The 25,982-nt window shown below is 48.1% G+C and carries 29 protein-coding genes and 1 pseudogene; 21 read left to right on the top strand and 9 right to left on the bottom strand.

From position 1 onward, the window contains the following. Nucleotides 1-36: 36 nt before the first annotated feature. Together ACZ43I_RS08690 and ACZ43I_RS08685 are read left to right on the top strand one after the other, a co-directional pair. On the top strand, nucleotides 37-174 hold the full coding sequence (locus tag ACZ43I_RS08690) for a hypothetical protein (RefSeq protein ID WP_464761476.1): 138 nt from the start codon (nucleotides 37-39) through the stop codon (nucleotides 172-174). A 26-nt stretch (nucleotides 175-200) separates the two neighbouring features. Then, nucleotides 201-1,817: a BCCT family transporter gene (locus ACZ43I_RS08685; RefSeq protein WP_344700609.1), complete on the top strand. Its 1,617-nt coding sequence runs from the start codon at nucleotides 201-203 to the stop codon at nucleotides 1,815-1,817. Between the two features lie 149 nt (nucleotides 1,818-1,966). Here the strand turns inward: ACZ43I_RS08685 and nagA are convergent, their stop codons facing one another. Further along, complete coding sequence (gene nagA / locus ACZ43I_RS08680) at nucleotides 1,967-3,103, bottom strand: N-acetylglucosamine-6-phosphate deacetylase (RefSeq protein ID WP_344700610.1); 1,137 nt, start codon at nucleotides 3,101-3,103, stop codon at nucleotides 1,967-1,969. Nucleotides 3,104-3,250: 147 nt separating this feature from the next. Here nagA and nagE point away from each other — a divergent pair, with 147 nt between their 5' ends. Beyond that, the gene (gene nagE / locus ACZ43I_RS08675; protein ID WP_344700611.1) at nucleotides 3,251-4,732 is read left to right on the top strand and encodes an N-acetylglucosamine-specific PTS transporter subunit IIBC; all 1,482 of its coding nucleotides are present in this window, start codon (nucleotides 3,251-3,253) and stop codon (nucleotides 4,730-4,732) included. A gap of 91 nt (nucleotides 4,733-4,823) precedes the next feature. Continuing rightward, entirely contained in the window at nucleotides 4,824-5,936 is a 1,113-nt protein-coding gene (locus ACZ43I_RS08670; RefSeq protein WP_344700612.1) for an iron-containing alcohol dehydrogenase, read from the top strand. 33 nt (nucleotides 5,937-5,969) lie between these two features. On the opposite strand, the gene ACZ43I_RS08665 is transcribed toward ACZ43I_RS08670, so the two are convergent. Next, nucleotides 5,970-6,851 carry a helix-turn-helix domain-containing protein gene (locus ACZ43I_RS08665; RefSeq protein ID WP_344700613.1) on the bottom strand — a complete coding sequence of 294 codons (882 nt, stop codon included), beginning with the start codon at nucleotides 6,849-6,851 and terminating at the stop codon, nucleotides 5,970-5,972. 107 nt (nucleotides 6,852-6,958) lie between these two features. Between ACZ43I_RS08665 and ACZ43I_RS08660 the strand changes: the two genes are divergently transcribed. The 3 genes from ACZ43I_RS08660 (at nucleotide 6,959) to ACZ43I_RS08650 (ending at nucleotide 8,922) form a co-directional block, all read left to right on the top strand. Beyond that, nucleotides 6,959-7,138, top strand: a complete 180-nt coding sequence (locus ACZ43I_RS08660) for a hypothetical protein (protein WP_344700614.1) — start codon at nucleotides 6,959-6,961, stop codon at nucleotides 7,136-7,138. Nucleotides 7,139-7,360: 222 nt separating this feature from the next. Then, nucleotides 7,361-7,762 (top strand): (deoxy)nucleoside triphosphate pyrophosphohydrolase, encoded by a 402-nt coding sequence (locus tag ACZ43I_RS08655; protein WP_344700615.1) that lies wholly within the window; start codon nucleotides 7,361-7,363, stop codon nucleotides 7,760-7,762. A gap of 95 nt (nucleotides 7,763-7,857) precedes the next feature. Next, nucleotides 7,858-8,922 carry an NAD/NADP-dependent octopine/nopaline dehydrogenase family protein gene (locus tag ACZ43I_RS08650; RefSeq protein ID WP_344700616.1) on the top strand — a complete coding sequence of 355 codons (1,065 nt, stop codon included), beginning with the start codon at nucleotides 7,858-7,860 and terminating at the stop codon, nucleotides 8,920-8,922. 32 nt (nucleotides 8,923-8,954) lie between these two features. Here the strand turns inward: ACZ43I_RS08650 and ACZ43I_RS08645 are convergent. Then, nucleotides 8,955-9,372, bottom strand: a pseudogene (locus tag ACZ43I_RS08645) (DUF2188 domain-containing protein). Between the two features lie 68 nt (nucleotides 9,373-9,440). Here ACZ43I_RS08645 and ACZ43I_RS08640 point away from each other — a divergent pair. Both ACZ43I_RS08640 and ACZ43I_RS08635 read left to right on the top strand, forming a co-directional pair. After that, nucleotides 9,441-9,839, top strand: coding sequence for a secondary thiamine-phosphate synthase enzyme YjbQ (locus ACZ43I_RS08640; RefSeq protein ID WP_344700617.1), 399 nt, complete (start codon nucleotides 9,441-9,443; stop codon nucleotides 9,837-9,839). 130 nt (nucleotides 9,840-9,969) lie between these two features. Next, on the top strand, nucleotides 9,970-10,146 hold the full coding sequence (locus ACZ43I_RS08635) for a hypothetical protein (RefSeq protein WP_344700618.1): 177 nt from the start codon (nucleotides 9,970-9,972) through the stop codon (nucleotides 10,144-10,146). 42 nt (nucleotides 10,147-10,188) lie between these two features. Here ACZ43I_RS08635 and ACZ43I_RS08630 read toward each other — a convergent pair whose 3' ends face one another. Further along, nucleotides 10,189-11,109 carry a metal ABC transporter solute-binding protein, Zn/Mn family gene (locus tag ACZ43I_RS08630; protein WP_344700619.1) on the bottom strand — a complete coding sequence of 307 codons (921 nt, stop codon included), beginning with the start codon at nucleotides 11,107-11,109 and terminating at the stop codon, nucleotides 10,189-10,191. Nucleotides 11,110-11,451: 342 nt separating this feature from the next. Between ACZ43I_RS08630 and rpmG the strand changes: the two genes are divergently transcribed. After that, nucleotides 11,452-11,601, top strand: a complete 150-nt coding sequence (gene rpmG, locus ACZ43I_RS08625; RefSeq protein WP_344700620.1) for a 50S ribosomal protein L33 — start codon at nucleotides 11,452-11,454, stop codon at nucleotides 11,599-11,601. Between the two features lie 115 nt (nucleotides 11,602-11,716). Beyond that, nucleotides 11,717-12,589 carry a bifunctional 5,10-methylenetetrahydrofolate dehydrogenase/5,10-methenyltetrahydrofolate cyclohydrolase gene (locus ACZ43I_RS08620; protein WP_344700621.1) on the top strand — a complete coding sequence of 291 codons (873 nt, stop codon included), beginning with the start codon at nucleotides 11,717-11,719 and terminating at the stop codon, nucleotides 12,587-12,589. Between the two features lie 24 nt (nucleotides 12,590-12,613). Here ACZ43I_RS08620 and ACZ43I_RS08615 read toward each other — a convergent pair whose 3' ends face one another. After that, entirely contained in the window at nucleotides 12,614-13,000 is a 387-nt protein-coding gene (locus ACZ43I_RS08615; protein ID WP_344700622.1) for a YolD-like family protein, read from the bottom strand. A 139-nt stretch (nucleotides 13,001-13,139) separates the two neighbouring features. Between ACZ43I_RS08615 and ACZ43I_RS08610 the strand changes: the two genes are divergently transcribed. Continuing rightward, nucleotides 13,140-14,159 carry a lactonase family protein gene (locus ACZ43I_RS08610; protein ID WP_344700623.1) on the top strand — a complete coding sequence of 340 codons (1,020 nt, stop codon included), beginning with the start codon at nucleotides 13,140-13,142 and terminating at the stop codon, nucleotides 14,157-14,159. Next, the gene (locus ACZ43I_RS08605) at nucleotides 14,160-14,447 is read left to right on the top strand and encodes an alpha-amylase (RefSeq protein WP_344700624.1); all 288 of its coding nucleotides are present in this window, start codon (nucleotides 14,160-14,162) and stop codon (nucleotides 14,445-14,447) included. 131 nt (nucleotides 14,448-14,578) lie between these two features. Here ACZ43I_RS08605 and ACZ43I_RS08600 read toward each other — a convergent pair whose 3' ends face one another. The 4 genes from ACZ43I_RS08600 to ACZ43I_RS08585 form a co-directional block, all read right to left on the bottom strand. Then, nucleotides 14,579-14,839 (bottom strand): GNAT family N-acetyltransferase, encoded by a 261-nt coding sequence (locus ACZ43I_RS08600; RefSeq protein ID WP_344700625.1) that lies wholly within the window; start codon nucleotides 14,837-14,839, stop codon nucleotides 14,579-14,581. A 12-nt stretch (nucleotides 14,840-14,851) separates the two neighbouring features. Further along, nucleotides 14,852-15,775, bottom strand: a complete 924-nt coding sequence (locus ACZ43I_RS08595; protein WP_344700626.1) for a manganese-dependent inorganic pyrophosphatase — start codon at nucleotides 15,773-15,775, stop codon at nucleotides 14,852-14,854. 63 nt (nucleotides 15,776-15,838) lie between these two features. Then, nucleotides 15,839-16,396 carry a cysteine hydrolase family protein gene (locus tag ACZ43I_RS08590; RefSeq protein WP_464761468.1) on the bottom strand — a complete coding sequence of 186 codons (558 nt, stop codon included), beginning with the start codon at nucleotides 16,394-16,396 and terminating at the stop codon, nucleotides 15,839-15,841. Between the two features lie 34 nt (nucleotides 16,397-16,430). After that, the gene (locus ACZ43I_RS08585; RefSeq protein WP_464761466.1) at nucleotides 16,431-17,612 is read right to left on the bottom strand and encodes an MFS transporter; all 1,182 of its coding nucleotides are present in this window, start codon (nucleotides 17,610-17,612) and stop codon (nucleotides 16,431-16,433) included. A 93-nt stretch (nucleotides 17,613-17,705) separates the two neighbouring features. On the opposite strand from ACZ43I_RS08585, the gene ACZ43I_RS08580 reads away from it, so the two are divergent. The 8 genes from ACZ43I_RS08580 (at nucleotide 17,706) to pcrA (ending at nucleotide 25,977) form a co-directional block, all read left to right on the top strand. Next, nucleotides 17,706-19,154 carry a nicotinate phosphoribosyltransferase gene (locus ACZ43I_RS08580; protein WP_344700629.1) on the top strand — a complete coding sequence of 483 codons (1,449 nt, stop codon included), beginning with the start codon at nucleotides 17,706-17,708 and terminating at the stop codon, nucleotides 19,152-19,154. Nucleotides 19,155-19,161: 7 nt separating this feature from the next. Further along, the gene (gene nadE / locus ACZ43I_RS08575; protein WP_344700686.1) at nucleotides 19,162-20,004 is read left to right on the top strand and encodes an ammonia-dependent NAD(+) synthetase; all 843 of its coding nucleotides are present in this window, start codon (nucleotides 19,162-19,164) and stop codon (nucleotides 20,002-20,004) included. Nucleotides 20,005-20,030: 26 nt separating this feature from the next. Further along, entirely contained in the window at nucleotides 20,031-20,675 is a 645-nt protein-coding gene (locus tag ACZ43I_RS08570; protein ID WP_425568258.1) for a DUF2179 domain-containing protein, read from the top strand. Beyond that, the gene (locus ACZ43I_RS08565) at nucleotides 20,653-20,838 is read left to right on the top strand and encodes an NETI motif-containing protein (protein ID WP_425568259.1); all 186 of its coding nucleotides are present in this window, start codon (nucleotides 20,653-20,655) and stop codon (nucleotides 20,836-20,838) included. The genes ACZ43I_RS08570 and ACZ43I_RS08565 overlap by 23 nt, the downstream gene beginning before the upstream one ends. A gap of 121 nt (nucleotides 20,839-20,959) precedes the next feature. After that, nucleotides 20,960-22,255 (top strand): adenylosuccinate lyase, encoded by a 1,296-nt coding sequence (gene purB / locus ACZ43I_RS08560; RefSeq protein WP_344700631.1) that lies wholly within the window; start codon nucleotides 20,960-20,962, stop codon nucleotides 22,253-22,255. 62 nt (nucleotides 22,256-22,317) lie between these two features. Next, nucleotides 22,318-23,004, top strand: coding sequence for a M15 family metallopeptidase (locus ACZ43I_RS08555; RefSeq protein ID WP_344700632.1), 687 nt, complete (start codon nucleotides 22,318-22,320; stop codon nucleotides 23,002-23,004). A 120-nt stretch (nucleotides 23,005-23,124) separates the two neighbouring features. Further along, on the top strand, nucleotides 23,125-23,799 hold the full coding sequence (gene pcrB / locus ACZ43I_RS08550) for a heptaprenylglyceryl phosphate synthase (RefSeq protein WP_344700633.1): 675 nt from the start codon (nucleotides 23,125-23,127) through the stop codon (nucleotides 23,797-23,799). 9 nt (nucleotides 23,800-23,808) lie between these two features. Then, on the top strand, nucleotides 23,809-25,977 hold the full coding sequence (pcrA, locus tag ACZ43I_RS08545; RefSeq protein WP_464761462.1) for a DNA helicase PcrA: 2,169 nt from the start codon (nucleotides 23,809-23,811) through the stop codon (nucleotides 25,975-25,977). Nucleotides 25,978-25,982: the final 5 nt, after the last annotated feature.

Here is a 25,982-nt window from a genome sequence, read left to right as displayed (position 1 = left end):
TTAAAAAGTATTGTGATTATTTATATCTGGATTATAATGGGAATGACAGAAAAAGGTGTGGCACTGCCTACAGCAGTGCCATTCAACGCTATGGTGAAGTCCATGCAAGCGCTTGCTTCTCTCTGTACTTATGTTACTATAAGAAAGTTGGCGGAAAGTACTTATAAAGAGTAATTCAAAAAATTACACGAGGTGAGGAAATGAAAAAAATTCGATTGATGGATTGGCCAACGTTTATAGCTTCAATCATTATTCTCTTATCTGTCATAATTCCGCTCATCGCTTTTCCAAAAGCGAGTGAAGCGATCATCCTGCAGCTTAACGATTTAGTGACTGGCGGGTTGGGTGCAGTTTACCTTGGAATTGGAGTCGCGGCACTTCTGTTCGTGCTTTACATAGCATTCGGCAAGTACGGACAGGTTACACTTGGCGAAGCTGATGAAAAACCTGAATTTGGAACATTCAGCTGGGCGGCTATGCTTTTCTCAGCAGGTATCGGCTCCAGCATCCTCTATTGGGGTGCGATTGAATGGGTATACTATTACCAGGCTCCACCGTTTCATATCGCCCCGGAAAGTGAAGAAGCGATCAACTATGCAGCTGCATATGGCATCTTCCACTGGGGACCGATTGCTTGGGCAATCTATGTGCTGCCAGCGCTCCCGATTGCCTATAGTCTCTATGTTAAAAAGAATCCCATACTTAAAATAAGTCTTACTTGTGAGCCAATTCTTGGGAAGTATACAACAAGATGGCCCGGTAAACTGATTGATGTGCTCTTCATATTCGGTCTGCTCGGCGGGGCAGGGACGACATTGGGTCTTGGTACGCCGATGATTGCAGCCGGCGTAGAATCCTTATTTGGTATAGACGGCGGTGGGCTGGTGCTGAGACTCAGCATACTTATCATCGCAACTATAATCTTTGCGATCAGTTCCTATTCCGGTCTGAAAAGAGGAATCAGGGTACTGAGTGACATGAACTTATGGTTGACGTTTATCCTGCTTGCTTTCATTTTCGTCGTCGGACCGACAATCTTCATCATGGAAACAACCGTTTCAAGTATCGGTCTGATGATGAAAGACTTCTTCCGGATGGCAACTTGGCTTGAACCATTTGGTGGCCTAAAAGGCATAGAAAAGACCGATTTCCCTCAAAGCTGGACGGTATTCTATTGGGCATGGTGGCTAGTCTATGGGCCATTCATTGGACTCTTCATCGCAAGGATCTCCAAAGGCCGTCGATTGAAGGAAGTTGTGCTCGGTACAATCCTTTACGGAACACTTGGGTGTGTACTATTCTTCGGAATACTCGGGAACTTCGGGCTATGGCTTGAGATTTCCGGTACATTCTCGGTGACGGATGTCCTGAACAACCAAAGTGGGGAAGCGGCGATCATGGCAATCATCGGCCAACTGCCTTTTGGCAAGTTGATGACTTTGATCTTCATCATCACGGCGCTTCTCTACTTGGCGACGACATTCGACTCAGGCTCTTACATTCTTGCATCATCCACCCAGACCAAGGTTGATGGTGAACCGTATAGATGGAACCGCCTGTTCTGGGCATTTGCGTTATCCTTCCTGCCATTCACATTATTGCTGATAGGTGGGGACGACTCATTGAGCTTGCTGCAGACCGCATCCATCGTTGCAGGTGCGCCACTCATCATAATCTTCATCATGCTGATGGTCTCCTTCCTCAAGACGTTGGGCGAAGATCGCATCAAGCTGGAAGCAAGACAGAGCGCACATAAAGAAAAAGAGAGAAAAACATTGTCCATCACATACGCAAAACGCGACAATTGGTGGGAATAGGAAAAAGCTCCGGAAATTTCCGGAGCTTTTTTGTGTGGAGAAGTGTAGGTTGAGATGAACATCTCGTCTAACTCCCGTTGGTTTGGGCGATGAATGCGAATTGGGTGCCTAACTCCCGTTGGTTTTGGCGACGAACGCGAATTGAGGCTCTAATAGTATATTTCGCCGTCTATAATGGTGTGCTTCAGATTTGACGCGTCATCGTAGATCACCAGATCGGCGTCGGCGCCTTCTCTTATGACGCCTTTTGATTTAGTCAAGCCGAGTTCAACAGCCGGATTATAGGCGGTCATCTTAACGATATCCTGCCATGTGCATCCGGTGACTTCCCTCATATTCCTGATGGCCTGTTTCATCGTTAATACGCTGCCGGCGAGCGTTCCATCGGCGAGGCGCGCTTCACTATTTTTGACATGGACGTTTTGGCCGCCGAGGTCATATTCCCCGTCCGGCAATCCTTGGGCACGCATGGCATCTGTAATTATGACGAGTCTGTCTGGTGTGATGATGTCATAGGTCAGTTTCATCATTTCTTTCCTGCAGTGGATGCCATCTGCAATCAGTTCTGTAAAAGCATTCCCCATATAGGCGAAGCCGACGGTGCCGGGTTCCCTGTGATGAAGGCCGCGCATACCATTATACAGATGGGTGATGTGGCTGAGGCCTTTTGTTTCAGCATCTTTCAATGTGTCGAACAAACCGTCTGTATGACCGGCTGAAGGGATGATCGACAAATCCTTCAGTGTCTCTATGAAGTCGCCGGGATCCTCTTCAGGAGCGTATGTCATCAGGCGGATCTGATTCCCTGAGAGGGACTGGAGCCGACGTGCCAACGCGTGGTCAGGTTGCATGATGTGGGCTGGATCTTGTGCGCCCGGGTGGGCTTTTGAGATGAACGGCCCTTCCAGGTGGATGCCGAGCATTTTTGCCCCTCCCGCGTACGTGTAGCCGGACAGGTTCTCAAGAGCCCGTTCAATGTCTTTGATCGGGGAGGTCATGGTAGTAGCCAGGAATGATGTGGAACCTGTACTCGGGAGATGGGCTGAAATTTTCTCTAAGTAAGTTTCGTCCGCATCCATCGCATCCACGCCATCGGCACCATGTATATGCATCTCGATGCCACCGGGCAGGACATTGTCTCCTTGCGCATCAAAAACTGTTTCTACATCCGGGCAAGTCTCCATCGGACCGAACGATTTTATTTTATCATTTTCGATAAGCAGCCAATGATCACCGTACGTGTCTTCATGAGTGATGAGGCGTGCATTTTTTATAAGGCGCTGCATTGTATCATCCTTTCAAAAGATATTTTATAATACTATTATAATGTATTGAAAATAAATTTCTATATATCAACTGCTCGGCATGTGCTATATTTAAGATAAACCGAGTTACAGTCATTATATCTTATTTTATTAAAGGGGGATTTAGCTATGTTGCGTTATATTCAAAATATGGGTCGTGCATTCATGCTACCGGTTGCAGTACTGCCGGCAGCGGCATTGCTCCTAGGTCTGGGGTATGCAATCGACCCTGATGGATGGGGTGGCGGCAACGCAATCGCCGGCATGCTGATCAATGCAGGTGGCGCCATTCTCGACCACTTGGCAATCCTGTTTGCAGTAGGGCTTGCCTTTGGCATGTCGAAAGATAAAAATGGGGCGGCGGCACTTGTCGGTCTCGTATCTTTCCTTGTCGTGACCAACTTGCTGAAGGCAGATTCGATTGCCTTATTGCGCGGTATTGAACTGGAAGAAGTGGGGGCCGCTTTCGGAGTCATTGAAAACAACGTATTTTTAGGTATCATTACAGGCTTGATCAGTGCGGCTCTATACAACCGCTTCAGCGGCACGAAACTGCCTGACTATCTTGCATTCTTCAGTGGGCGCCGTGCGGTGCCGATCATTGCTGTATTCGTCATGATAGTGCTCAGTGGTGTGCTGTACTATGTATGGCCACTGCTCTATAATGGTCTCTTCTCATTCGGAGAATGGATCAGTGGACTGGGTGCCGTCGGCGCCGGCCTCTACGGTTTCTTCAACAGATTGCTGATTCCGACCGGCCTGCACCACGCATTGAACTCGGTGTTCTGGTTCGATACAGTCGGCATCAACGATATCGGCAACTTCTGGGATAATGAAGGTGAGCGGGGCATCACAGGCCGTTACCAGGCCGGCTACTTCCCGATCATGATGTTCGGGCTACCAGGTGCTGCACTTGCGATGTACCATACGGCTAAGACACAGTTCAAAAAAGCCGCTGGCTCCATTTTGCTTGCGTCTGCATTGACGGCATTCCTTACAGGCGTAACGGAACCGCTTGAATTTTCCTTCATGTTCCTGGCGCCGTTGCTATATGTCGTGCATGCAGCTCTTACAGGGCTGTCCCTGTTCATTGCAGCATCGTTTGAATGGACAGCAGGATTTGGTTTTAGTGCCGGGTTGATCGACTTTGTGCTCAGCACCCAAGTACCTATCGCCAACCAGCCTTACATGCTGATCCTGCAGGGACTCGTATTCTTTGTCCTGTACTATGTCATCTTCAGGGTGATCATCAAAGCGCTCGATCTTAAGACACCAGGCCGCGATGATTCGGTATTGGCGGCAGAAGCGCCGACTGGAGAAGGAGTGGAAGGAGTTGAGGGAGTAGATGAGAAGTCATCCTCCTTCGACGATAAGTACTCTAAAAAAGCAGACCAGATCCTCATCGGACTCGGCGGCAAAGAGAACATCGATACAATTGACTACTGTACGACGCGTCTGCGCATCAATGTTATGGATGAAGCTAAAATAGATGATGCAGTCATCAAATCAGCAGGTGCCCATGGCGTCATCAGACCGGGACGCAACAACGTCCATGTCGTCGTCGGTACGGAAGTCGAACATGTTGCAGAAGAAATGAAGCGTCTCGTATAGAATGCAGGACACCATATGGTGTCCTGTTTTTCGTTTTTTCAGTCTATTGAGGTACAATGGAAGCAGTCAGATAACATAAAGGAGGATATTCATGTTCACTTTCAAACATCCGGTTGACATCCGTTTCGGCGAAGGCATCATCTCACAGCTTGGTGAAATCATCTCGGATCTCGAGTACAGCAGGCTCGTTGTGGTGGCGACGCGTTCCCAAGTGAAGAATGGGTTAGCGGAGTTCATCGAGACCGAACTCGGTGAGAAAATAAAAACGGTCATTTCCGATATTGAGGCCAATCCGACCATTGAAAATGTTTCGGAGATTGCAGCAGCACTCCATGCGCATGATGCCCATGCTGTCATCGCCGTCGGCGGCGGTTCAGCAATGGATGCCTCGAAAGCTGCAGCAGCTGCATATATGCAAGGTGTGGAACCTGAGTCCATCATCGAACATACCGATTTCACACGGGCATTACCAGTCATCGCAATCCCTTCGACAAGCGGTTCAGCCTCTGAAGTCACAGCTTCAAGCATCATCAGTGATAAGTCACAAGGACTGAAGGTACCGCTTATCGGACCTGGACTTTATCCGAAAGTCGCGCTGGTCGATCCGGAACTGACGTTGACGTGCCCGCCGAAGGTGACGGCAATTTCAGGGATTGATGTCATCTGTCATGCGCTGGATTGCCTTGGATCCACCAAACATAACCCGGTCTCCGACACTTTGGCGATACGTGCAGCGAATCTGGCATTTAAAAATCTGCTTGCAGCCTATAGCGAGCCTTCGGACAGGGAGGCGCGGACCAACATGTCCCTTGCGAGCATGATGGCAGGGATGGCATTCAGCCAGACGGGGACTTCCGGGTCCCATGCCATGAGCTACTACTTGACCTCCCACTACGACGTTCCCCACGGAGAAGCATGTGCCTTTTCCCTGGATGAATGGTTCAAAGTCAACGCTCAAGCCAACCCACAGCTTCACGACCATGCAAAGGACATCGGTTTTGAGGATGCAGAAGACCTCGCACGTGCCTTCAATGGACTGAAGCAGAATCTGGGGCTTGGCATGACACTCTCGGACCTTGGCATCGATCATGCGGATATCCCTGTAATTGCTGACGAAAGTATGCGGCAGGCGAATATGAAGAATAATATTGCGCAGCTCTCGCGGGGTGAAATCATCGAAATGCTTGAACAAAAGCAGGCATAGCTTTTTGATGTATATAAAGAAGCACTGGAATGATCATTCCAGTGCTTCTATTGCGTTCTTTGCGATTTCGATGTGTTCAGCCATCTTATTCTGCAGATTTTCAAGGAAGAAAGCAGCTTCTGCCTTCGCCAGATAATGCCGTGCAGATTTTGGCTCGTTTAATGCCACATGGATGAGTGTCATCAGATGGTTTGCCTTGCCTTGATAGTAGAGTGAATTGTTTTCTTCTATCCGGATCAGCAGTTTATAGCAGATGTCGACTGCTTCTGCGTAGAAGAAATTGTTGTAGAGGCTGATGGCATAGCCGTAGTAGAGCTGAATGATCATATAGCGGTCCATTTCATTCATATGCCTTGATTCGAGGATGCGGTTGCGGTGCTTATGGTAGAGCATAAGGGCATCTTCGGAGCGATCCGTGATGATGTACAGATCACCGAGCGTATTGATGATTTCAAGCTCCAACATATTGGTGGCCTTCGTTTCATCGATCAAGGTCGTGAGAATGTGCTCGGACTCTTCAAGACGCCCTTCATTCCTCAGCATGATTGCTGTATATGTACGGAAGAGACGCTTGTAATTGCGGTATTGAAGGTCGAATTCCGACCTTATATTGATCGTTTCTTGTGCATCTTCAAGCGTCACCTTGAGCAGATCGGCATGTCTGAAATAGACATATTCGCGCATCATATCAAGATAGTGGTCGATTAGGGCGTATTCAGAAGCTTCATCGATGAAAAGATCCTGCATGCTTATGCCAAGGCGCCGGCACAATCTGTGGAGTATGGGAGCGGAGAGTGCTGCGTCCCCCCGTTCAAAACGGTAGATCGTAGTCTTGCCGCATATGCCTTCGGCTGCTTCCAGATGAGTGAGCCCTTTCTGCTGACGCATTTCCTTAAAGCGGGTGTAGTATTCCATGTCGAGCCCCTTCCTGATGAATTGTTCACAGTTTTCCCGGATGTGGATATTGATTGAATATTTGCAATCATCCATAATGTAGTTATAAACAGATAGGTGGTGAGGGCATGAAAAAGATACTCAGTGCTTTAATATTGAGCACTATGCTATTAGGCTCAACAGCAGTGGTCGATGAACCAACGGCGGAAGCGAGCGTCGTCAAGCACGACCGTGAAGTGATCAGTACTTTGGGAAGAGGATCTGGTTACCTTCCTGATGGACGGCCAGCCCCTATCGATGTTTATTAGGTACTCCCAGTAAGTTCATTTTTCCTTACCCTTAATTGGATACTTCTGCCCTCAAATGCACCCGACCTCTTAACCTTTTCAGGGCAGAAGGTCTTTTTTTGTTTTTGCCCTGTGTATATGGTGATGATAGGCATAAGAATACCATAAACCTTTCTATAAATCTTGATTCCCCATGCGATGGATCTGTTATAATGATCGCAGAACATATCTTGGAGGATACAGATGAAAAAATATATCAGGGTAGTCGGTGCAGTAATAGTCAATGACAAGGATGAGATATTGTGCGCACAGCGTCCAGAAAGTAAGAACCTGGCGTTGAAGTGGGAGTTCCCAGGAGGCAAAATCGAAGAGGGCGAAACACCCAGTGCGGCATTAAAGCGTGAACTGATGGAAGAGATGCAGTGTGATATCCTCGTTCGGGATAAAATTGTGACGACGGTACATGAATATGATTTCGGCGTTGTGGAATTGACTACATATTATGCAGAGCAGCTCTCGGGCGATATCCGACTTCTTGAACACATTGATATGAAATGGCTGCCGAGGACGGCAATCGACTCACTCGATTGGGCACCTGCCGATATACCAGCTATAGAAAAAATAAAGAATGATCAGCCGAAATGACGCCTGGATACACATCCGGGCTTTTTTTGGTGGCTAAATGATGGAATATTCAGTATAATATGAACTATAATTTTCTAAGGAGTGTTTCATCTGCAATGAAAGTTTCCATAATCGGTGCAGGAAATGGTGGCATCGTAGCCGCGGCTGACTTGACATCACGTGGGCATGCGGTCACCCTGTACCATTCACCATCGGCCATAAAAGATCCGCACACCGACATTACAGAAGGCAAAGTACATTTTAAGGGGGAACCAATCAGGATCAATACATTCACAAGGGACCCGAAGCAAGCGGTGGCAGGCGCCGAGGTCATCATGACTTGTCTGCCGACCCATATACTCTCACGTATGTTTGAAGAAATCATGCCATACCTTGAAGATGGCCAGATGATTTTCGTCAACGGTGCAAGCGCAATGAGCAGCATGAAGTTATCCAGACAGCTTGCGCGAGCATTTCCGGGGGTGTCTGTCATGATAGGGGAATCGATGTCATTGACCTATGCTGCGCGGTACGACTACGCGGCGAACGACGCAGACATCATATTAAGGAGCCGTCATAATCTGTTCAGTGCCTACCCTGCGAGCGATACGGAAGCAATGCTCTCGAAACTGCATGTGCTTTACGAGACGCTCGTACCGGCTGAGAACATACTTGAGACAACGCTCAACAATGGCAATCCGGAAAGTCATCCAGCCCCTTCCATCCTGAATGCCGGCGTCATCGACAATGATGGTGAAAATTTCTACTTGTACCGAGACGGAGTGACGGAACACACAGTGAAAGCTATAGAAGCGATTGATGAAGAACGCCAGGAAATATGCGAAAAACTCGGTTTTGAAGTGCTGGATAAAGCAGGGAGATCCGAGAGAAGCACATATTTTGAACCTGGGAAAACGCTGAAGACGCAATATAATGAAAGTCCGGTGCTTAAGGATCTTGTAGGTCCCACCGCGCTTGACAACCGGTATATCGTCGAGGACGTCGGGCATGGGCTCGTGCTTTGGAAAAGCATTGCGGAAGCACTTGATGTCCACACGCCGACGATTGATGCAGTTATTCATCTGACTTCACTTATGTTGGAAGTCGATTTCATGAGTGAGGGGACAACACTTGAAAAGATAGGTCTTGATGCCTCGCGTAACCTGAATCATCAAGTATAACTAGGGCTCCGGTCAGTTGACCGGAGCTCTAGTTACTCATCTTTATTGTGGATATGTGTGCGGGCCCCACGGTTTTTGGCAACTTCTTTAGCGCGCCTAACGGCGTCATCCTTATTATCATAAGTGTTGCTGGGTTGTTTTGCCCCTTGGGTCTGCACTTTCCACTCATCGTCTTCATAAAAGACCGAAACATCATTATCTGCAATTTTGCCGCCTTGTGAGTTGGGGGTCGGGTTTGTGTTGCGTAATTTTTTTATTCTTTAGTTCATCAAGCTCTTTTTGGGAAGCGTCTTTATACCATTGTTCCGCCTGCTCGGTTCCGATCGGGATGGCACGTTCCTCATCGTATCCATCCTTCATCATGGCGTTGATGATGTCGATCGCTTTTTTTCTTTCAAGTTCTTTCAAATTCTTTAAGGAATCCGGGTAGTCATTCATGGTATAAGGCATTTGAATATCCCCTTTCATCGTTTTCTAGTAACATTATACCCGGAAAAAGGAAGGATAAAGGTGATAATATGCTTTTTACATTTGAAGTCGATACACATGAACGTACGACATTTGTTAATATTGACAGCTATGCCCTTGAGGCTTTGGAAAAAAGTGGTGTGCGCTCAGGAATCATGACGATCTTCACTCCCCATACGACCGCAGGAATCACAATCAATGAAAATGCGGATCCGGATGTTGTGCAAGACCTTGTATACGGGATGGATCTTACCTTCGACAACAAGCCGGCATATCAGCACTTTGAGGGGAATTCGGACTCCCACATGAAATCATCCCTTACGGGTGCGAGTGAAACACTCATAATCGAAAAGGGCGAAGTTATTTTCGGAACATGGCAGAGTCTGTATTTTGCAGAGTTCGATGGACCGAGGACACGACGGGTCCATATTAAAGTAATTGGTGACTGAAGGATGAAGCGCTCTGGCGAAAAGGCGACAATGCGAAGTTTTCAAGTATTTGGTTGATGTCTTTGATATGTATTGCTTAAAATATAGTGGAACGGGTACAGTCCAGTAAATCATTTTATGGAGGTTCATCATGGAAGCGATTAAATCATTATTCTCATTCCTCTTCAAGCTCATTGCTGTATTGATCGTAGTAGGAGTGATTGGTGTAGCAGTATTGGCATTTTTCCTGAAGCAGGATGTCAAAGAGATAAGGGAGTTCACTGAAAGGCTGAAGAAAGAAATTGAAGCAGAACCGAATCAAGTATAAAAGCTGGCCTACCAGGCCAGCTTTTTCATTTGGGACAAGTCATCAATCATTCAACGCCTTATCGATGACTTCTATATTCTGCTGCATGACGGATTGATAGGTGGCGTCTTTTTCATCGCTATCATACAGGACTGAAAGATTGTGGAACTCTAATGGTTCTATACCCGTCTCATTTTTGACAGTATCGGCAACCTTGGATGTGATATTCTGTTCATAGAGGATATAAGGCACATCATGCGCTTTGATCTCTTCGACGATCTGCGTCAATTCCTGTTGGGAAAGTTCCTCGTTATTCAAGCCGGAGATGCCCACCTGATTGAAGTGGTACCTGTTGGCGAGATAGCCGAGGGAGGCGTGGGAAATGTATACTGTATCGCGTTCGGTCTGTTCTGTAACCTCAGTGAACGCATCATGGATCGATTCAAGATCGTCTTCCAACGCTTTATAGTTGTCTTGATACAACTCTTTTTGATCCGGATTCATCTCGATCAGCTGATCCTGGATTGATTTCGCCATCTCGATTGAAAGCTTCGGATCGAGCCAGATATGCGGGTCGCCCGCTTCCTCATGTGCATGCTCATCATGATCATGCTCTGTATGGAGATAAGCGGACTCCGGAATGCTGTCTGCGGCAGAGAAGAATTCGGTGTGGTCACCGATGGAACCTTCAATCTTCTTTGAAACAGGATCGAGCGCTTTAGAAGTATAGATGAAGAGATCCCCTTCAGCATAGCTCAAAATGTCCTTTTGCGTGGGTTCATAAGTATGGACATCGGCGCCAGTGGGATAGATGGATTCCACCTGTACTGTATCGCCACCTATCGATTCGGTGAAGCTTTTAAGGGGGAAAACTGTTGTATAGACGGTTAACTTCTCTGATTTTTCTTCACCTGCCGTGCCCGTCCCACACGCACTGAGCAGGAGAATAAGAATGGATAAAGCTGTCATTGTATAAATTTTCATGGCATAGCCCCTCAATATAACGGAATGATTACGATTTATAATTATAGCGTATGATGTGGGGACGGGCAAGCGCATTTGCCCATTTTTTTATGTTCGTCCATAAAAGTGTTGAAAAAAATTGAATAAACCTTTAAAATGGTTAAGGCGGTTCAAAAAAGGGCAATACTGTCCGAATACCATCGTTTCATCCCGAATGGATGATCAACTGGCCAGTTGAAATGGAGTCCGTGATGTCTTTCAAAAAGGAACCGGGCATGGTATGACTGCAATATCAATGAAATTCGGATGTTCCTCACCATGAGTGTGAAATGGAACAGGCAATGAGTAAAGGAGGCGTAACGAATGAGAGTAAATGTAACTTTGGCTTGTACAGACTGCGGAGACCGCAACTACATTACGACAAAGAACAAGAAAAACAATCCTGAGCGTATTGAAATGAAAAAATTCTGTCCAAGAACAAACAACTATACACTGCACCGTGAAACGAAGTAATATTAAGCCGCCCTGTTGGGCGGTTTTTTTATTTTCACTGATCGACAGTGTCCGTTACGTGGAGCGGGGTGAAGTATGGTATATTTGATAAAAAGGCTGCAAAGGAGCATTTTCTATGACAACGATTATGGATGGCAAGGCAGTTGCTGCACATCTTTCCGAAAAGATAAAGAAGGCGCTTAGTGAGTCTGATAAGCATGGCATCAGTCCAAAAGTGGCTTTCGTCAGGGTAGGGGAAAGGTCTGATTCGATTTCCTATGAACGGGCGGCGATTAAAAGGTTCGAGAAATTTTCTATTGAGACAGAACAATACCACTTTCCAGATGATGTCTCGGCCCGTTCCTTCCTCAGCAAGTTCAGGGAGATAAATGAAGATTATTCCATCAACGGCATATTGCTGCTCCAACCTCTGCCGAAGCATATAGATATGAAGCGGGTCGAGGAATTGATGAATCCAATAAAGGATATCGACGGCATGACTCCATTTAATCTGGGGCAAGTAGTGACGGATGAAGAGAATCGTCTGGAACCTTGTACCCCTGCTGGGGTAATGGAGATGCTTGAGTTCTACAACATTTCTCTGAAAGGAAAAGATGTAGTCGTGGTAGGGGCAAGTGAAGTGGTTGGAAAACCATTATCATTGCTGTTTATGAACCATGATGCGACAGTGACGACATGCAACGCCTATACCAATGACCTGGCTAGAAAGTGCCGCCAGGCGGATATCATCGTCAGTGCTGCCGGTGTCATCAACCTGATCGGAGCAGATCACGTGAAAGAAGGGGCTGTTGTGGTGGATGTCGGCATCAACTTCAATGATGCGGGTAAAATGGTTGGGGACGTGGATTATGACGCAGTGCGTGATAAGACGTCCTATATCACTCCGGTACCAGGCGGAGTAGGCGCCATTACGACAACTGTACTCGCCTATCACCTGATGATGGCGACCGATTACCAAAAAGAGCCAGTTCTATTTTTGGAACGTTAAAAAGCCGCACCTATGTGCGGCTTTTTAATATTCGAGCATGGTGATGTCGAGGATGTCGATGAAAGAGATGAAGACCATTTCGTCTTCAGGTGCCAGACGTTGGCCGATCAGCATCATACTCCATCTATCCACCCTGAGAATCTGCAGATCGACATGAAAGCGCAACCCATCATAATAATATTCGACGCGAACATTGCGCTTTTCATGGATTGCCTTTTTCATGGCGCGGTCCATCTCCGCCAGGCGGTCGTCAGATAGTTCCGGGCGGCTTATCTTTGATTGCGCCTCGATCATGGCTTCTACCCGTTCAAATTGTTCCGGCATGGTGGCGAACGGTGCCCACTTGATCATACCGCGCCCTTTTGGAATATTGCTGTCTAGCTGGTCGATGGGCATTTGCCGGTAATCCATAGCGATCCCCTCTTTCCAGTAGAGTTATACATTTATTATACGAACATATGTTCTGTTTTGCAACCGCGGATATTTTCGTTTAGCTAAAATCAGCAGGTATGCTAATATAAAGGCAAACTGAACCTTAGGGGGAATATGCATGATTGGATACATCGGAACGTATACAAAGGAGCATGGCAAGGGCATCTATCAATTTGACCTTGACCTGAAAAAAGGTGTGTTCGGGAATATTAGGGTAGCGGCGGAAACACCGAATGCAACGTACCTTGATATTCATAAAGACCGTCTGTATGCGATTAAAAAGGGCAAAACGAAATCAGGCATCGCAACTTACGATATCAGCGACCCGAACACCGGTGCACTCAACCTGATAGAAGATTGTCTCGAGGAAGGCGCTTCCGGGTGTCATCTGACATTGACATCAGACCAGAATTATCTTGTCGATGCGGTATATTTGTCAGGAGAAATCCGTCTGTATCGCGTCGATGAGCGTGGTGTGGTGACAGAACGGCTGGATGTTTTCCAGGCTGAGGGTGAAGGCCCCCATGAACGTCAGGACAATCCGCACTCGCACTTTGTCGCCGAGACTCCCGACCGAAAATATATTGTAGCGGTCGACCTTGGCACAGATAAGATTGTAACGCTTGAGATCAAGGATGACCGATTTGTTAAAGTGGCGGAATCAAATGTGGCCCCAGGCAGTGGACCAAGACATTTGGTGTTCGACAACAATGGCCGTTATGCCTATATCTTTACCGAACTATCGAATGAAGTGATCGTCGCTTCCTATGAAGACGGGAAATTTTCCCCACTAAAGACATATTCGGCACTTCCGGAATCCTTCAACGGACATTCGCAAGGGGCGGCAATACGGAAACACCCAAACGGAAAGTTCATTTATGTTTCAAACAGAGGGCATGACAGCATCGCAGTGTTTGAAATCATATCTGATGGTAAGGAACTGAAACGCATCCAGATCGAATCGACCAATGGAGACTGGCCGCGGGACTTCAATATTACTCCTGATGGTAATTTTCTTGTGTGCGCCCATGAACGCTCTCATAATGTAGTACTATTCAAGATCGATGAAGCAGGGATGATTGCCCGTCAAGAGGGCGAACTAGAAGCCCCGGAAGGCGTTTTCGTAGGGTTTTTATAGATGAATAAAAAGTTTTTATGGCTTTTTCTGCTTCTGTTTTTGATTCTGCTGCTGTTCTTGCCGCTTGCTGATCGAACCAGTGGCTCAGAACGCGTCATCATCGATCATAATAAAAGACAACTGGTCCATCCCGCCTGTTTCGACCAGGCGGGTCTGACGAATTACATCGACGAAGTTTCCTATGCAAGAGCTACAGAGGAACTGGGTTATAAGATTAAAGATGAATGCTCAGCAAAACGGCTCGAGAAGGGCAGAGAGAGTGTAATAAGTAAGATATTAAAGGAATAATCATATTTACTATTCAGAATATTTGTGATATTATTTGTTCATACCATTTTTCATTCTTTTCAACTATTTGATTTTGAAATTGCCTTTCAAAACAAAGGACCCACCACTTTTGTGGCGGGTCCTTTGTTGATTTACATCCTTATATCATCGTACTCTGAACCGCGTATGGCGTGCGGTACATAGGGACATGTCGGTTTGATCTTCTTATTGTTCTCACGGGCCATTGCGACAATTTCATCGACGAGGTCTTTTGCAAGGCCTCTGTTGCGCTGTTCTGGTGCTGTATAGGTGCCGGTTACATCATAGTAATCTTCTTCATCTGTATAGATCAGTTCTGCGATGGACTGGCCGTCTTCTTCAATATAGAGTTTGCCCGGTTCTTTCTTCATCATATTATCATCCTCCTAGGATAATGCTTTTGTGATCTGCGGCACCACTTGCTTCTTGCGTGATACTACGCCTTCCAAAACTGCCGAGTTTTCATCCAATGCAACATCGAATGCTTTTTCGATGGAACTTGAATTTTCCCCAAGGGCAAGTATCTTTGAGTTGGAATTGATGATGTCAGTGACGACGAGGACGAACAGACCATAGCCCTCTGACTCGATCTGAGCCCTTATCGCCTCTTCAAGTTCCGCTTTCCTCTCAAATACCTCATCGACATCGACGACGTTCACTTGAGCGATACGCGTCGTGCTACCTCCCATATCGAAGGATTTTGCATCTCCTGTAATCAATTCCTCGGCTGACTTATCACTTGTTGAAGCGCCGGCTTTCAACATTGCCAGGCCGAAGGATTCGATATCAACATCGGCAATCTTCTGGAGTGCTTCTGCCGCCGCTTCATCTTCTTTCGTCGTTGTAGGGGATTTGAATAGCAACGTATCGGAAATGATGGCCGACAACATGAGCCCGGCCATTTCCCTGGAAATCTCCAGACTGTTTTCCTCATACACTTTCTTCAATATCGTTGCAGTGCATCCAACCGGTTCTGCGCGGTAGTAGAGCGGCCCTTCCGTGTGGAAGTTCGAAATTCTGTGGTGATCGAAAACCTTCACTATTTCAGCTGATTCGATGTTTTCTGCAGATTGCTGGAATTCATTGTGGTCGACCAATATAACGGGGGTGCCCGCTTCAAGCGTCTCCAGATACTCTGGAGACGATACGCCGAATTCATCGAGTGCGTATTGTGTTTCAGGGTTCACTTCGCCAAGGCGGTAACTTTTCACATCATTGCCGAGCTTGGATTCAATATCCGCTGCGACGATGGCGGAAGTGATCGTATCTGTGTCTGGATTTTGATGACCGAATATCTTCGTTTGAGTCATGGTTACATTCTCCTTTAGGTTATGTTCTACTATTCCCATTTTATCACCGGACCATGCATTCAGCTAGGGTTCTATTGTGGCACCAAGTGTATTTTTGAAGTGGTCGAGTGCGTAACGGTGCCCTTCCGGATTGAAGGAGGCCACACATGATTCCGGCACGACGATGCCATAACCATGGTTGTAGGCGTCAACCGCCGTGTGCATGATGCAGATGTCTGTGACCAGTCCGGTCAGCGTTACGGTGTTGATGCCCCTTTCCTGAAGCAGCTGATCCAGAGGTGTGCCGGCAAATGCGCTGTAGCGTCGCTTGTCGAGGAAGAATACATCGGGGTCTCCCTTGATGGTCTCATATGCCTCGAGAACGGTGCCGTAGAGTTCGCGTCCCGGCATGCCCTCTATATTGTGCGGCGGGAACAGCCGGGATTCTGGATGGTGCATGTCTTCTTCGTAGTGAAGGTCCATCATAAAGAAGATGGGCGTGCCTTTTTTGTGGGCTTCCCTGATTTTTTCGGCGATGTCCCCTTGGATGGCGCGCCCTGCTTCTCCCGCTGTCAATTTGCCGTCGGGTGCAGCGAAATCATAAGAGTAGTCGATGACCAATAATGCATTTTTCAATTTCATTTCCTCCTTTATGTTGTCGGGTGTAGTGCTGCCTTTATTGTGCCACATTTGGGCGCTTGTATCTAAATAATATATCCATCATCAGAACCAGGGTGATTGCTGCGGCAAAGAAGATGAAGTAGAGGGACCCTTTGCTGGCACTGATGACCGCACCTCCAATGACCGGCCCGACGATACTGCCGAGACTGAACATGATGCCAGCCATCAGATTGCCAGCCGGCAAGTTATATTTGGGTGTGATGTCGGTCATGTAGCTGATGCCAAGCGAATACATGGAACCCACGGCGACACCTGCCAGGATGAACAATATAAGCAGCATGACAAAGGAAGTATTGAACGCTTCCATGGCCAAAAAGAGCAGGATGCCTGTGGCGAGCAGAATGGGCATCAGGCGCCGGCGGCCGATGCGGTCGCCAAGTATGCCGATCGGTACCTGAAGCAGTATGGCACCGAGGCTGAAGGCCGGGAGTATCCAGGTGATGGCCGACAGGCTGAAGCCATTGCGGATGGCGAATACCGGAAAGTTGCTGTTCAAGGATGCCTCGAACACACCAAACAGCATCGGGAACAAAAAGGCGATCCAACTTGTGGCGAGCACATTTTTGAAATTGCGGAATGTATTGAAGACGGTGATCGGGACCCCGGAATCGATTGGTTTTGCGCCTGATGCGTCCTTCAGCAGGAAGATGAGCGGCCAACCAATCATGGTCAACAAACCTGAGACGATGAACGGGAGTGGCTCCCATACCGTAACAAGCTCACTGATCTTAGGTCCGATCATGAAACCGAAAGAAAAGAATAGACCGTAGAATGCAACGATGCGGCCGAGTTTATGCTGCGGCGTCGTCTGGGTGAGCCACGTCTGGGTGCTGAAGTGCAGTACGTTATCCCCGATTCCAACAAGGAGACGAAGCAGGAACCACAGCCAGATGGTTTCAAGCACCGGGAACAATAGAAGGGAGAGTCCGACTATGATGCCCCCGGTGATGATCATCGGTTTGAACCCATATTTCCTAAGTGGCGCCTCGATGAAAAGAGATGAGATCAGGACACCTATGTAAAGCCCTGAAGCATGGAGGCCGTTGAGCGTGGCATTTACTTCCTGCTGCTCAAATATGAAAGAAATAAGCGGCAGCAGCATACCTTGCGAAAACCCCGATATCGCGACGATGAATGAAAGTACGATGAAGCGCATCTTGAAACTATCCAATTTCATGTGATCCCTCCAGTCATTTCTGTTTGTATGGAAGTCAGATGTGCTAAAATGAGTATAACTGATTTTCAGCACTTCATGGAGGGACGAGACAAAATGTATCAACACGAAGATGACAGTTTTATGCTGCATACCGATCTATATCAAATCAATATGGGCAAGACCTATTTAGAGCAAGGGCTTGAGGACCGTACAGCGGTGTTCGACCTGTACTTCCGGAACATGCCATTTGACAATGGTTATGCGGTCTTTGCCGGCTTGCAGCGCATCATCAGTTTTCTAAGCAACCTGAAATTTACAGAAAGTGATATCGATTATCTGCGCTCCATCGGCTATGAGGAGAATTTCCTGGACTACCTCAAAGATTTGAGGTTCACTGGCAAGGTGCGCGCTGTTGAGGAAGGGGAAGTCGTCTTTAACAACATGCCACTCGTGCAAGTTGAAGCACCAATCATAGAGGCACAGCTTATCGAGACTGCGTTACTCAATATCGTCAATTTCCAGACGCTCATTGCCACAAAGGCGAGCAGAATGCGCCAAGTTGTGCCGAACGACATGCTGATGGAATTCGGTACACGCCGAGCCCATGAATTCGACGCGGCTCTATGGGGCGCGCGAGCGGCTGTAATCGGCGGCTTTGACGCCACAAGTAATGTCCGTGCAGCGAAGCTGTTTGGGCTGGAGGCGAGTGGCACGCATGCACATTCCATGGTGCAGGCTTATGGCGATGATTATGAAGCGTTTAAGGCCTATGCAGAAACACATAAAAACTGCGTCTTCCTCGTGGATACGTTTGATACATTGAAGTCCGGCGTGCCAAACGCCATCCGTGTGGCGAAGGAGTACGGGGATAAGATCAATTTCATCGGTATCCGGCTGGACTCCGGGGACATTGCCTATTTATCCAAAGAGGCCCGTAAAATGCTGGATGAAGCAGGTTTGACAGATGCTAAGATCATCGTCTCGAACGACTTGGATGAAATGACGATCCTGTCACTGTTATCCCAAGGCGCAAAAGTAGATGGTTGGGGCATCGGGACAAAACTGATAACAGCCTTCGACCAGCCTGCGCTCGGAGCAGTCTATAAGCTTGTGGCGATTGAAAATGAGGCAGGCGAACTTGAAAACAGGATAAAAATTTCGGGGAACCCCGAAAAGGTGACGACGCCCGGCAAGAAGAACGTCTACAGGATCATCAACCGCAATACCGGCATGTCAGAAGGTGAATACATCACTCACTTCGGGGAAGAGATGAAGGAAGATCCCCTACTGATGTTCCACCCGCTCCATACGATGAAGCGTAAGCTTATCCGTTCGTATGAAGCCGTGGAACTGATGAAGGATATATTTGTCGACGGCGAATGTGTGTACGAACAGGAGACAATCGATGATATTAAAGCCCGGCACGCCGCAAGCCTCAAAGTGTTGTGGGAAGAATATCAACGCTTCTTGAACCCGGAGGAGTACCCGGTCGACTTGTCGAAGGAACTGTGGCAGATAAAACAGGATCTTATAGAAGAAGCAAGCAATAAAAAATTGGAGTAAGGAAGTGATGCAAATGTTGCAGCAGGAAATAGTGGAGAAACTTCATGCCAAACCCCAAATAGAACCTGAAAGTGAAGCGCGTGAGATCATTGATTTCATTAAGGAGTATGCGCTGAAGCACCCGTTCATCAAGTCGTTCGTGCTCGGCATCTCAGGCGGCCAGGACTCGACCCTGCTCGGCAGATTGGCGCAAATGGCCACAGATGAGCTGAATGAGGAACACGAGGGGGAATATGCATTTCATGCATTGCGCCTGCCCTATGGGAAACAGAATGATGAACAGGATGCCATCGATGCACTGGATTTCATCCAGCCGACCCACAGGGCGACAATTGATATAAAACCTGCCGTTGATGCAAGCATCGCCTCCCTGCATGAGGCAGATTACGAATTGAGTGATTTCGTCGAAGGCAATGAAAAGGCGAGGGAGCGCATGAAGGCCCAGTACGCTGTCGCCGCTGCAACAGGCGGTGTGGTACTCGGTGCCGATCATGCAGCTGAAGCCATAACGGGCTTCTATACAAAGTATGGTGACGGTGCAGCGGACCTCATGCCGCTCTATGGCTTGAACAAACGCCAGGGCAAGCAGATCATGGAATATCTGGGCGCCCCGGACCACCTCGTCAATAAAGTGCCGACAGCAGACTTAGAAGACGACCGGCCGATGATCGGGGATGAAGAGGCACTTGGCGTCACATATGATGCGATTGATGATTTCCTGGAAGGACGCGAAGTGTCACCGGCGGACTACAGGACCATCACCGGGTGGTATAAGCGGACGCAGCACAAACGCGACCTCCCGTATCATAGGTATAACCGACCTGCTTATGACCCGGCGGATACCAATTAAAACTCAGATTAGAAAGGTAGAATGGAATGATTGCAACTATATCTGAAAACCCCTGGCTGATGGTGCTGGTCATATTCGTCATCAATATCATTTATGTCAGCTTTCTGACGATGCGGACAATCGCGACCCTGAAAGGCTACCGTTATACGGCAGCAAGCTTCAGCATCATGGAGACGTTGGTCTATGTCATCGGCCTTGGTCTCGTACTTGAGAACCTGGACCAATTCCAGAACGTCATCGCCTATGCCCTTGGTTTCGGGGCAGGGATCCTTGTTGGACTGAAGATTGAAGAGAAGCTGGCGCTCGGCTATTTGGTCGTAAATGTCATTACAGCTGAAAAGGATAAGGACTTGCCGACCAACATACGGGATTTGGGTTATGGGGTGACCCATGGCTATCAATATGGCCGCGACGGTCAGCGCACGACGATGCAGATATTGACACCGCGCAAATATGAACGGAAACTGATTGCGACCATCAAGGAACTCGATGAGAAGGCGTTCATCATCGCCTATGAACCGAAGAACATCAACGGTGGTTTCTGGACTAAAGGAGTCAGGCGCAAACGCCTGAAGAACTACGAACCTGAAAATGTAGAAGAAGTATTGGAAGAAATCTACGAAGAAAAGGAACTGGAAGATGACAGACATGCCAAAAAAGAAGAAGTTTAGAGTAGCGCGCGATGAATCACCGGCTGATTGCCTCGCGCGCATGCGGGAGGCGGGCTATACCCCCGTCCGCCGCATGGAGCAGCCAGTCTTCATCGAGCGGGTAGGCCGACGTGTGGTCGACCACCAGGAAATTGTATTTGAAGGAAAAAGGATTGAAGAATAGACGGATAAATCATTTTATCCGTCTATTTTTTCGAACGTTTTTAAAATATTAATATAAAACGTTCGTTTTCTGATATATTTTGTTATAATAAGATAGAAATAAATCTAAGGAGTGTTTATGTATGATCTCCCGTTATTCACGTGAAGAGATGTCAAATATCTGGACAGAAGAAAACCGTTTTGAGGCATGGCTCGAAGTTGAGATACTCGCTTCAGAAGCATGGGCGGAGCTCGGTTACATACCAAAGTCGGAAGTGCAGGAAATCAGAAAGAATGCAAAGATCGATGTGGAGCGCATCAAAGAAATAGAGATGGAAACACGCCATGATGTCGTCGCATTTACGCGGCAAGTATCTGAAACGCTTGGAGAGGAGCGCAAGTGGGTCCATTATGGCCTGACCTCGACGGATGTCGTCGACACAGCACAAAGCTACCTCATCAAGCAGGCGAATGAGATTATAGAAAAAGACCTTGAAGCCTTCATCGAAGTACTCGGGGAAAAGGCAAAAGCGCATAAGAAGACATTGATGATGGGACGTACCCACGGCGTCCATGCAGAACCGACGACATTCGGCATCAAAATGGCATTATGGTATATGGAAATGAAACGCAATCTCGAACGGTTCAAAAACGTCCGTAAAGAAGTGGAAGTCGGCAAAATGAGCGGGGCGGTGGGTACTTTCGCCAATATACCACCTGAAGTAGAAAGTTATGTATGTGAACACCTCGGACTCGGGGCAGCTGAAGTCTCCACACAGACACTGCAGCGCGACCGTCATGCCTACTATATTGCGACGCTTGGATTGATTGCGACATCCATCGAAAAGTTTGCAGTAGAGATACGTGGCTTGCAGAAGACGGAAACACGTGAAGTCGAAGAGGCATTCGCCAAAGGCCAAAAAGGTTCAAGCGCCATGCCGCACAAACGCAATCCGATCGGCAGCGAGAATGTGACTGGATTGTCCCGGGTGATCCGCGGCTACATCACGACCGCCTATGAGAACGTGCCGCTCTGGCATGAACGTGACATCTCCCACTCCTCTGCGGAACGCATCATGATGCCGGACGTCACCATCGCACTCGACTACATGCTCGGGCGTTTCACGAACATCGTCCGCAACTTGACTGTGTTTGAAGATAACATGAAAGCGAACATCGACAAGACCTTCGGCCTGGTCTACTCCCAGCGCGTCATGCTTACGCTGATCGATAAAGGGCTTGTGCGTGAAGAAGCGTATGATCTCGTGCAGCCGAAGGCGATGGAATCATGGGAGACGAAAGTGCCTTTCCGTGAACTTGTGGAAGGGGATGAACGCATCCAGGAATTGTTGTCACCAGAAGAAATCGAGGACTGCTTCGATGAAACGCATCACTTAAAACGCGTTGACATCATCTTCAAGAGGGCAGGTTTGGAATAAGTGTGCATTGGATGCCTGAAATATGATAATCTGAAACCAAAAGGGAACAAGGGAGCTTTTTGATGGGTAGATTATTGAAGTTCATGGTGCTGTTTCTGTTGGTTCTCCAAGCAGCCGCCTGCAGCAGAGGATTGGAAGAGGCTGAGACTCGACCGCACGAGACATTCGATCGGACCTATGAACCGGCTGAAATCGGTAGGCTTCAAGCAGTGCCGGATATAGAAGTGGTTGACGGCCTGACCTATGTCGACGGCATACTTATAGCCAACAAAGAATATGCCTTGCCAAAAGACTACAATCCTGGACTGCAGCCGGAAGTGGTCGAATCCTATAAGCAGATGTTCCGTGATGGGGCTGAGGAAGGACTTGATTTCATCCTGGTCAGCGGGTTCAGGTCCTACGATTATCAAGTCGGCCTGTACAATAGATATGTGGCAAGGGAAGGCAAGGAAGCGGCCGACCGCTACAGTGCCCGGCCGGGGCACTCGGAACATCAGACCGGCCTGACGATAGATGTGGGATCGGCGGAGAGCACTGCAAATCTGAAGACGGAATTCGGGGAGACGCCCGAATACGAATGGATGAAAGATGTGGCCCATGAGTACGGCTTCATCGTCCGCTACCCTGAAGGCAAAGAAGACATTACAGGGTATATGTACGAACCATGGCACCTGCGCTATGTCGGAGATGAAGCGGAAGCGATATACGAAAGCGGGCTGTCCCTTGAAGAATATCTTGGCATCGACTAGAATGACCTGGGCCCTTAGGCCCAGGCCTTTTTTTTATTCGCAGCTTCTGAAATCGTCCATATAGCAGGCCAGGAGGCCCGTAAAAATGCTATAATATGTATATGAATTTTGATGGGGGTTTTGTATATGATGGAAGAGTGCAGGCATGTATTTAAACTGGATCCGGCTGAAGAAATCGGGGATGAGGCACTGGCCCGCATCTGTGAATCCAATACAGACGCGATAATCATCGGCGGGACAGATAACATCACTGAAGACAACGTACTCAATCTTATGGCACGTGTCAGGCGGTTTGCAGTGCCACTGGCGCTTGAAGTCACCTCACCTGAGGCAGTCATACCGGGATTTGACCACTATTTCATTCCAGCGGTATTCAATACTTGGGACATCAAGTGGCAGCATGGCATCATGCTGGATGCATTGGCGGACTATGGGCATCTGCTCGATTATGATGAAGTCTCCCTGCTGCCGTACCTCATCATGAACCCCGACAGCAAAGCGTTCAAGAAAGCACAGGGCAGGGAAATTACGGATGAGATGTTGCCCCATTACATCAACATGCTGGATAAACTATATCAAGTACCCTACATATATATCGAGTACAGCGGCATGTACGGAGACCCTGAACTGATGAAGCGCGTGCGTGAACATACAACCCGTTCCCACATAATATATGGCGGCGGGATATCGACTAGGGGACAGGCAGAGGAAATGGCGGAGCATGCCGATACAATCGTCGTCGGCAACGTCATATACGATAGTGTGAAGAAAGCATTAAAGACAATCATAAAATAAATTGGAGTTTTGGATATGGATCTCAGCTTGATGAACAAGGAACAGAAAAAAGCAATAAAGACTACAGAGGGCCCGCTTCTGATCATGGCCGGGGCAGGAAGCGGCAAGACGCGCGTCCTGACGCACCGCATCACCTATCTGCTCGGCGAGAAGGAAGTGCCGTCACGCAACATCCTTGCGATCACTTTTACGAATAAGGCAGCGCGCGAAATGAAGGAGCGGGTGGCAGCCCTTGTCGGCGGTGGGGCGGCGAGCATGTGGATATCAACCTTCCACTCCATGTGTGTCCGCATACTAAGGAGCAACATCAACTACATCGGATATGAAAACAGCTTCTCGATCCTGGATCCGACAGATCAGAAATCGGTGATTAAAGATATCCTGAAGCGGCGCAATCTGGATGTCAAGCAGCACAACCCGAGAAACATCATCGGCTACATATCAGACAAGAAGAACCAACTCATCAAACCGGACCAGGCAATCAGTGAAGCGGCATCCTATCCGGATACCCTCTACAGTGAAATGTACAGCGACTATCAGCGCATCCTCTACCGCAACAGTGCACTTGATTTTGATGACCTGATAATGCTGACGATAGAACTATTCGATAAGGAACCGAAAGTGCTTGAACATTACCAGAATCGTTTCCAATATATACACGTGGATGAGTATCAGGATACAAACCACGCACAATACCGGCTCATCAGCCAACTGGCGGAAAAATACCGCAATATATGCGTCGTCGGCGATTCCGATCAGTCGATCTATAAATTCCGCGGGGCAGATATTTCAAACATCCTCAACTTTGAGGATGATTACCCGGAAGCGACCGTCATAACGCTCGAGCAGAACTACCGCTCAAGCAAGAACATACTGGATGCCGCGAACGCGGTCATAGAAAACAATACAGAACGAAAACCAAAGGCACTGCGTACCGCCAGGGACGGCGGGCCGAAACTGCAGCTCATGGTGTCGGATTCGGAGCGTGGTGAGGCGGAAACGATCATCGGCAACATCCAATCACTCTCCGGGGAGCATTCCTACAGCGATATGGCCGTGCTGTACCGGACCAACGCACAATCACGCGCCATAGAGGATGCCTTGGTCAAATCGAACATCCCCTACAAGATGGTGGGCGGGATGAAGTTCTACGATCGTAAGGAAATCAAAGATCTTATGAGTTATCTGAAGGTAATATTGAATCCGAATGATGATATCAGCTTCGAGCGTATCGTCAATACGCCAAAGCGTGGTCTTGGTCCGAAGACGATCGATAAGTTGAAGGCCCATGGCCAGAACACGGGCATCAGTATATTTGAAGCGATCAAGGAATCCGATTTCATCGGCATACCGAAGACAGCGGTCGTCAAACTCATGGGTCTTGTCGATCTGCTGGAAAGCCTGAAGCACAAATCACGGTTCCTGACGATTACGGAGCTTGTGGACGAAGTCTTAAAGCATAGTGGCTACAGGAAGATGCTCGAAGGGGAGAAGTCAATTGAGGCGACAAGCCGGCTTGAGAATCTTGAAGAGTTCAAGACGGTCACCATGGAGTTCGATCGGGACAATGAAATATCCGACGAATTGCTCTTTACTTTCCTGAGTGATATGGCGCTTGTATCGGATCAGGACAGCGTGGAGGATGACTCGGGTGTGACGCTTATGACGATGCACGCCTCAAAAGGTCTGGAATTCAAAGTCGTCTTCGTAGTCGGGCTGGAAGAAGGCATATTCCCATCAAGGCGGGTGGCCTATGATGATAGGGAACTCGAAGAGGAGCGGAGGCTTATGTATGTGGCATTGACCCGGGCCGAAGACCGGCTGTTCCTCTCACGCGCCAACAGCCGGATGATCTTCGGCAAGACGGAGTCGAATATCCAGAGCCGTTTCCTCTCTGAAATACCGGAGAGGCTTGTGGAGGGAAATGAAGCTGTTGGGGGTTCTGCTTCTGGTGGCATGAAGAAAAGAAGCGGGAAGCCTAAAAGGAGCCGCGTGCTCACAAACAACAGCGGCGTCACTTTTTCGATTGGGGATAAAGTGGAACATAAAAAATTCGGTGACGGCATCATCTCCGGCATCAAAGGTGAAGGGGATAGCCAGGAGCTTGACATCGTGTTTACGAAAGCGGGAGTCAAACGTCTGCTCGCCAACTTTGCACCGATAGAGAAGAAGGAGTAGGTTGA

This window comes from Salinicoccus jeotgali (assembly GCF_055379195.1).
Note: the sequence above shows the minus strand (reverse complement) of the source record. Positions and strands in the feature narration are given on the sequence as shown.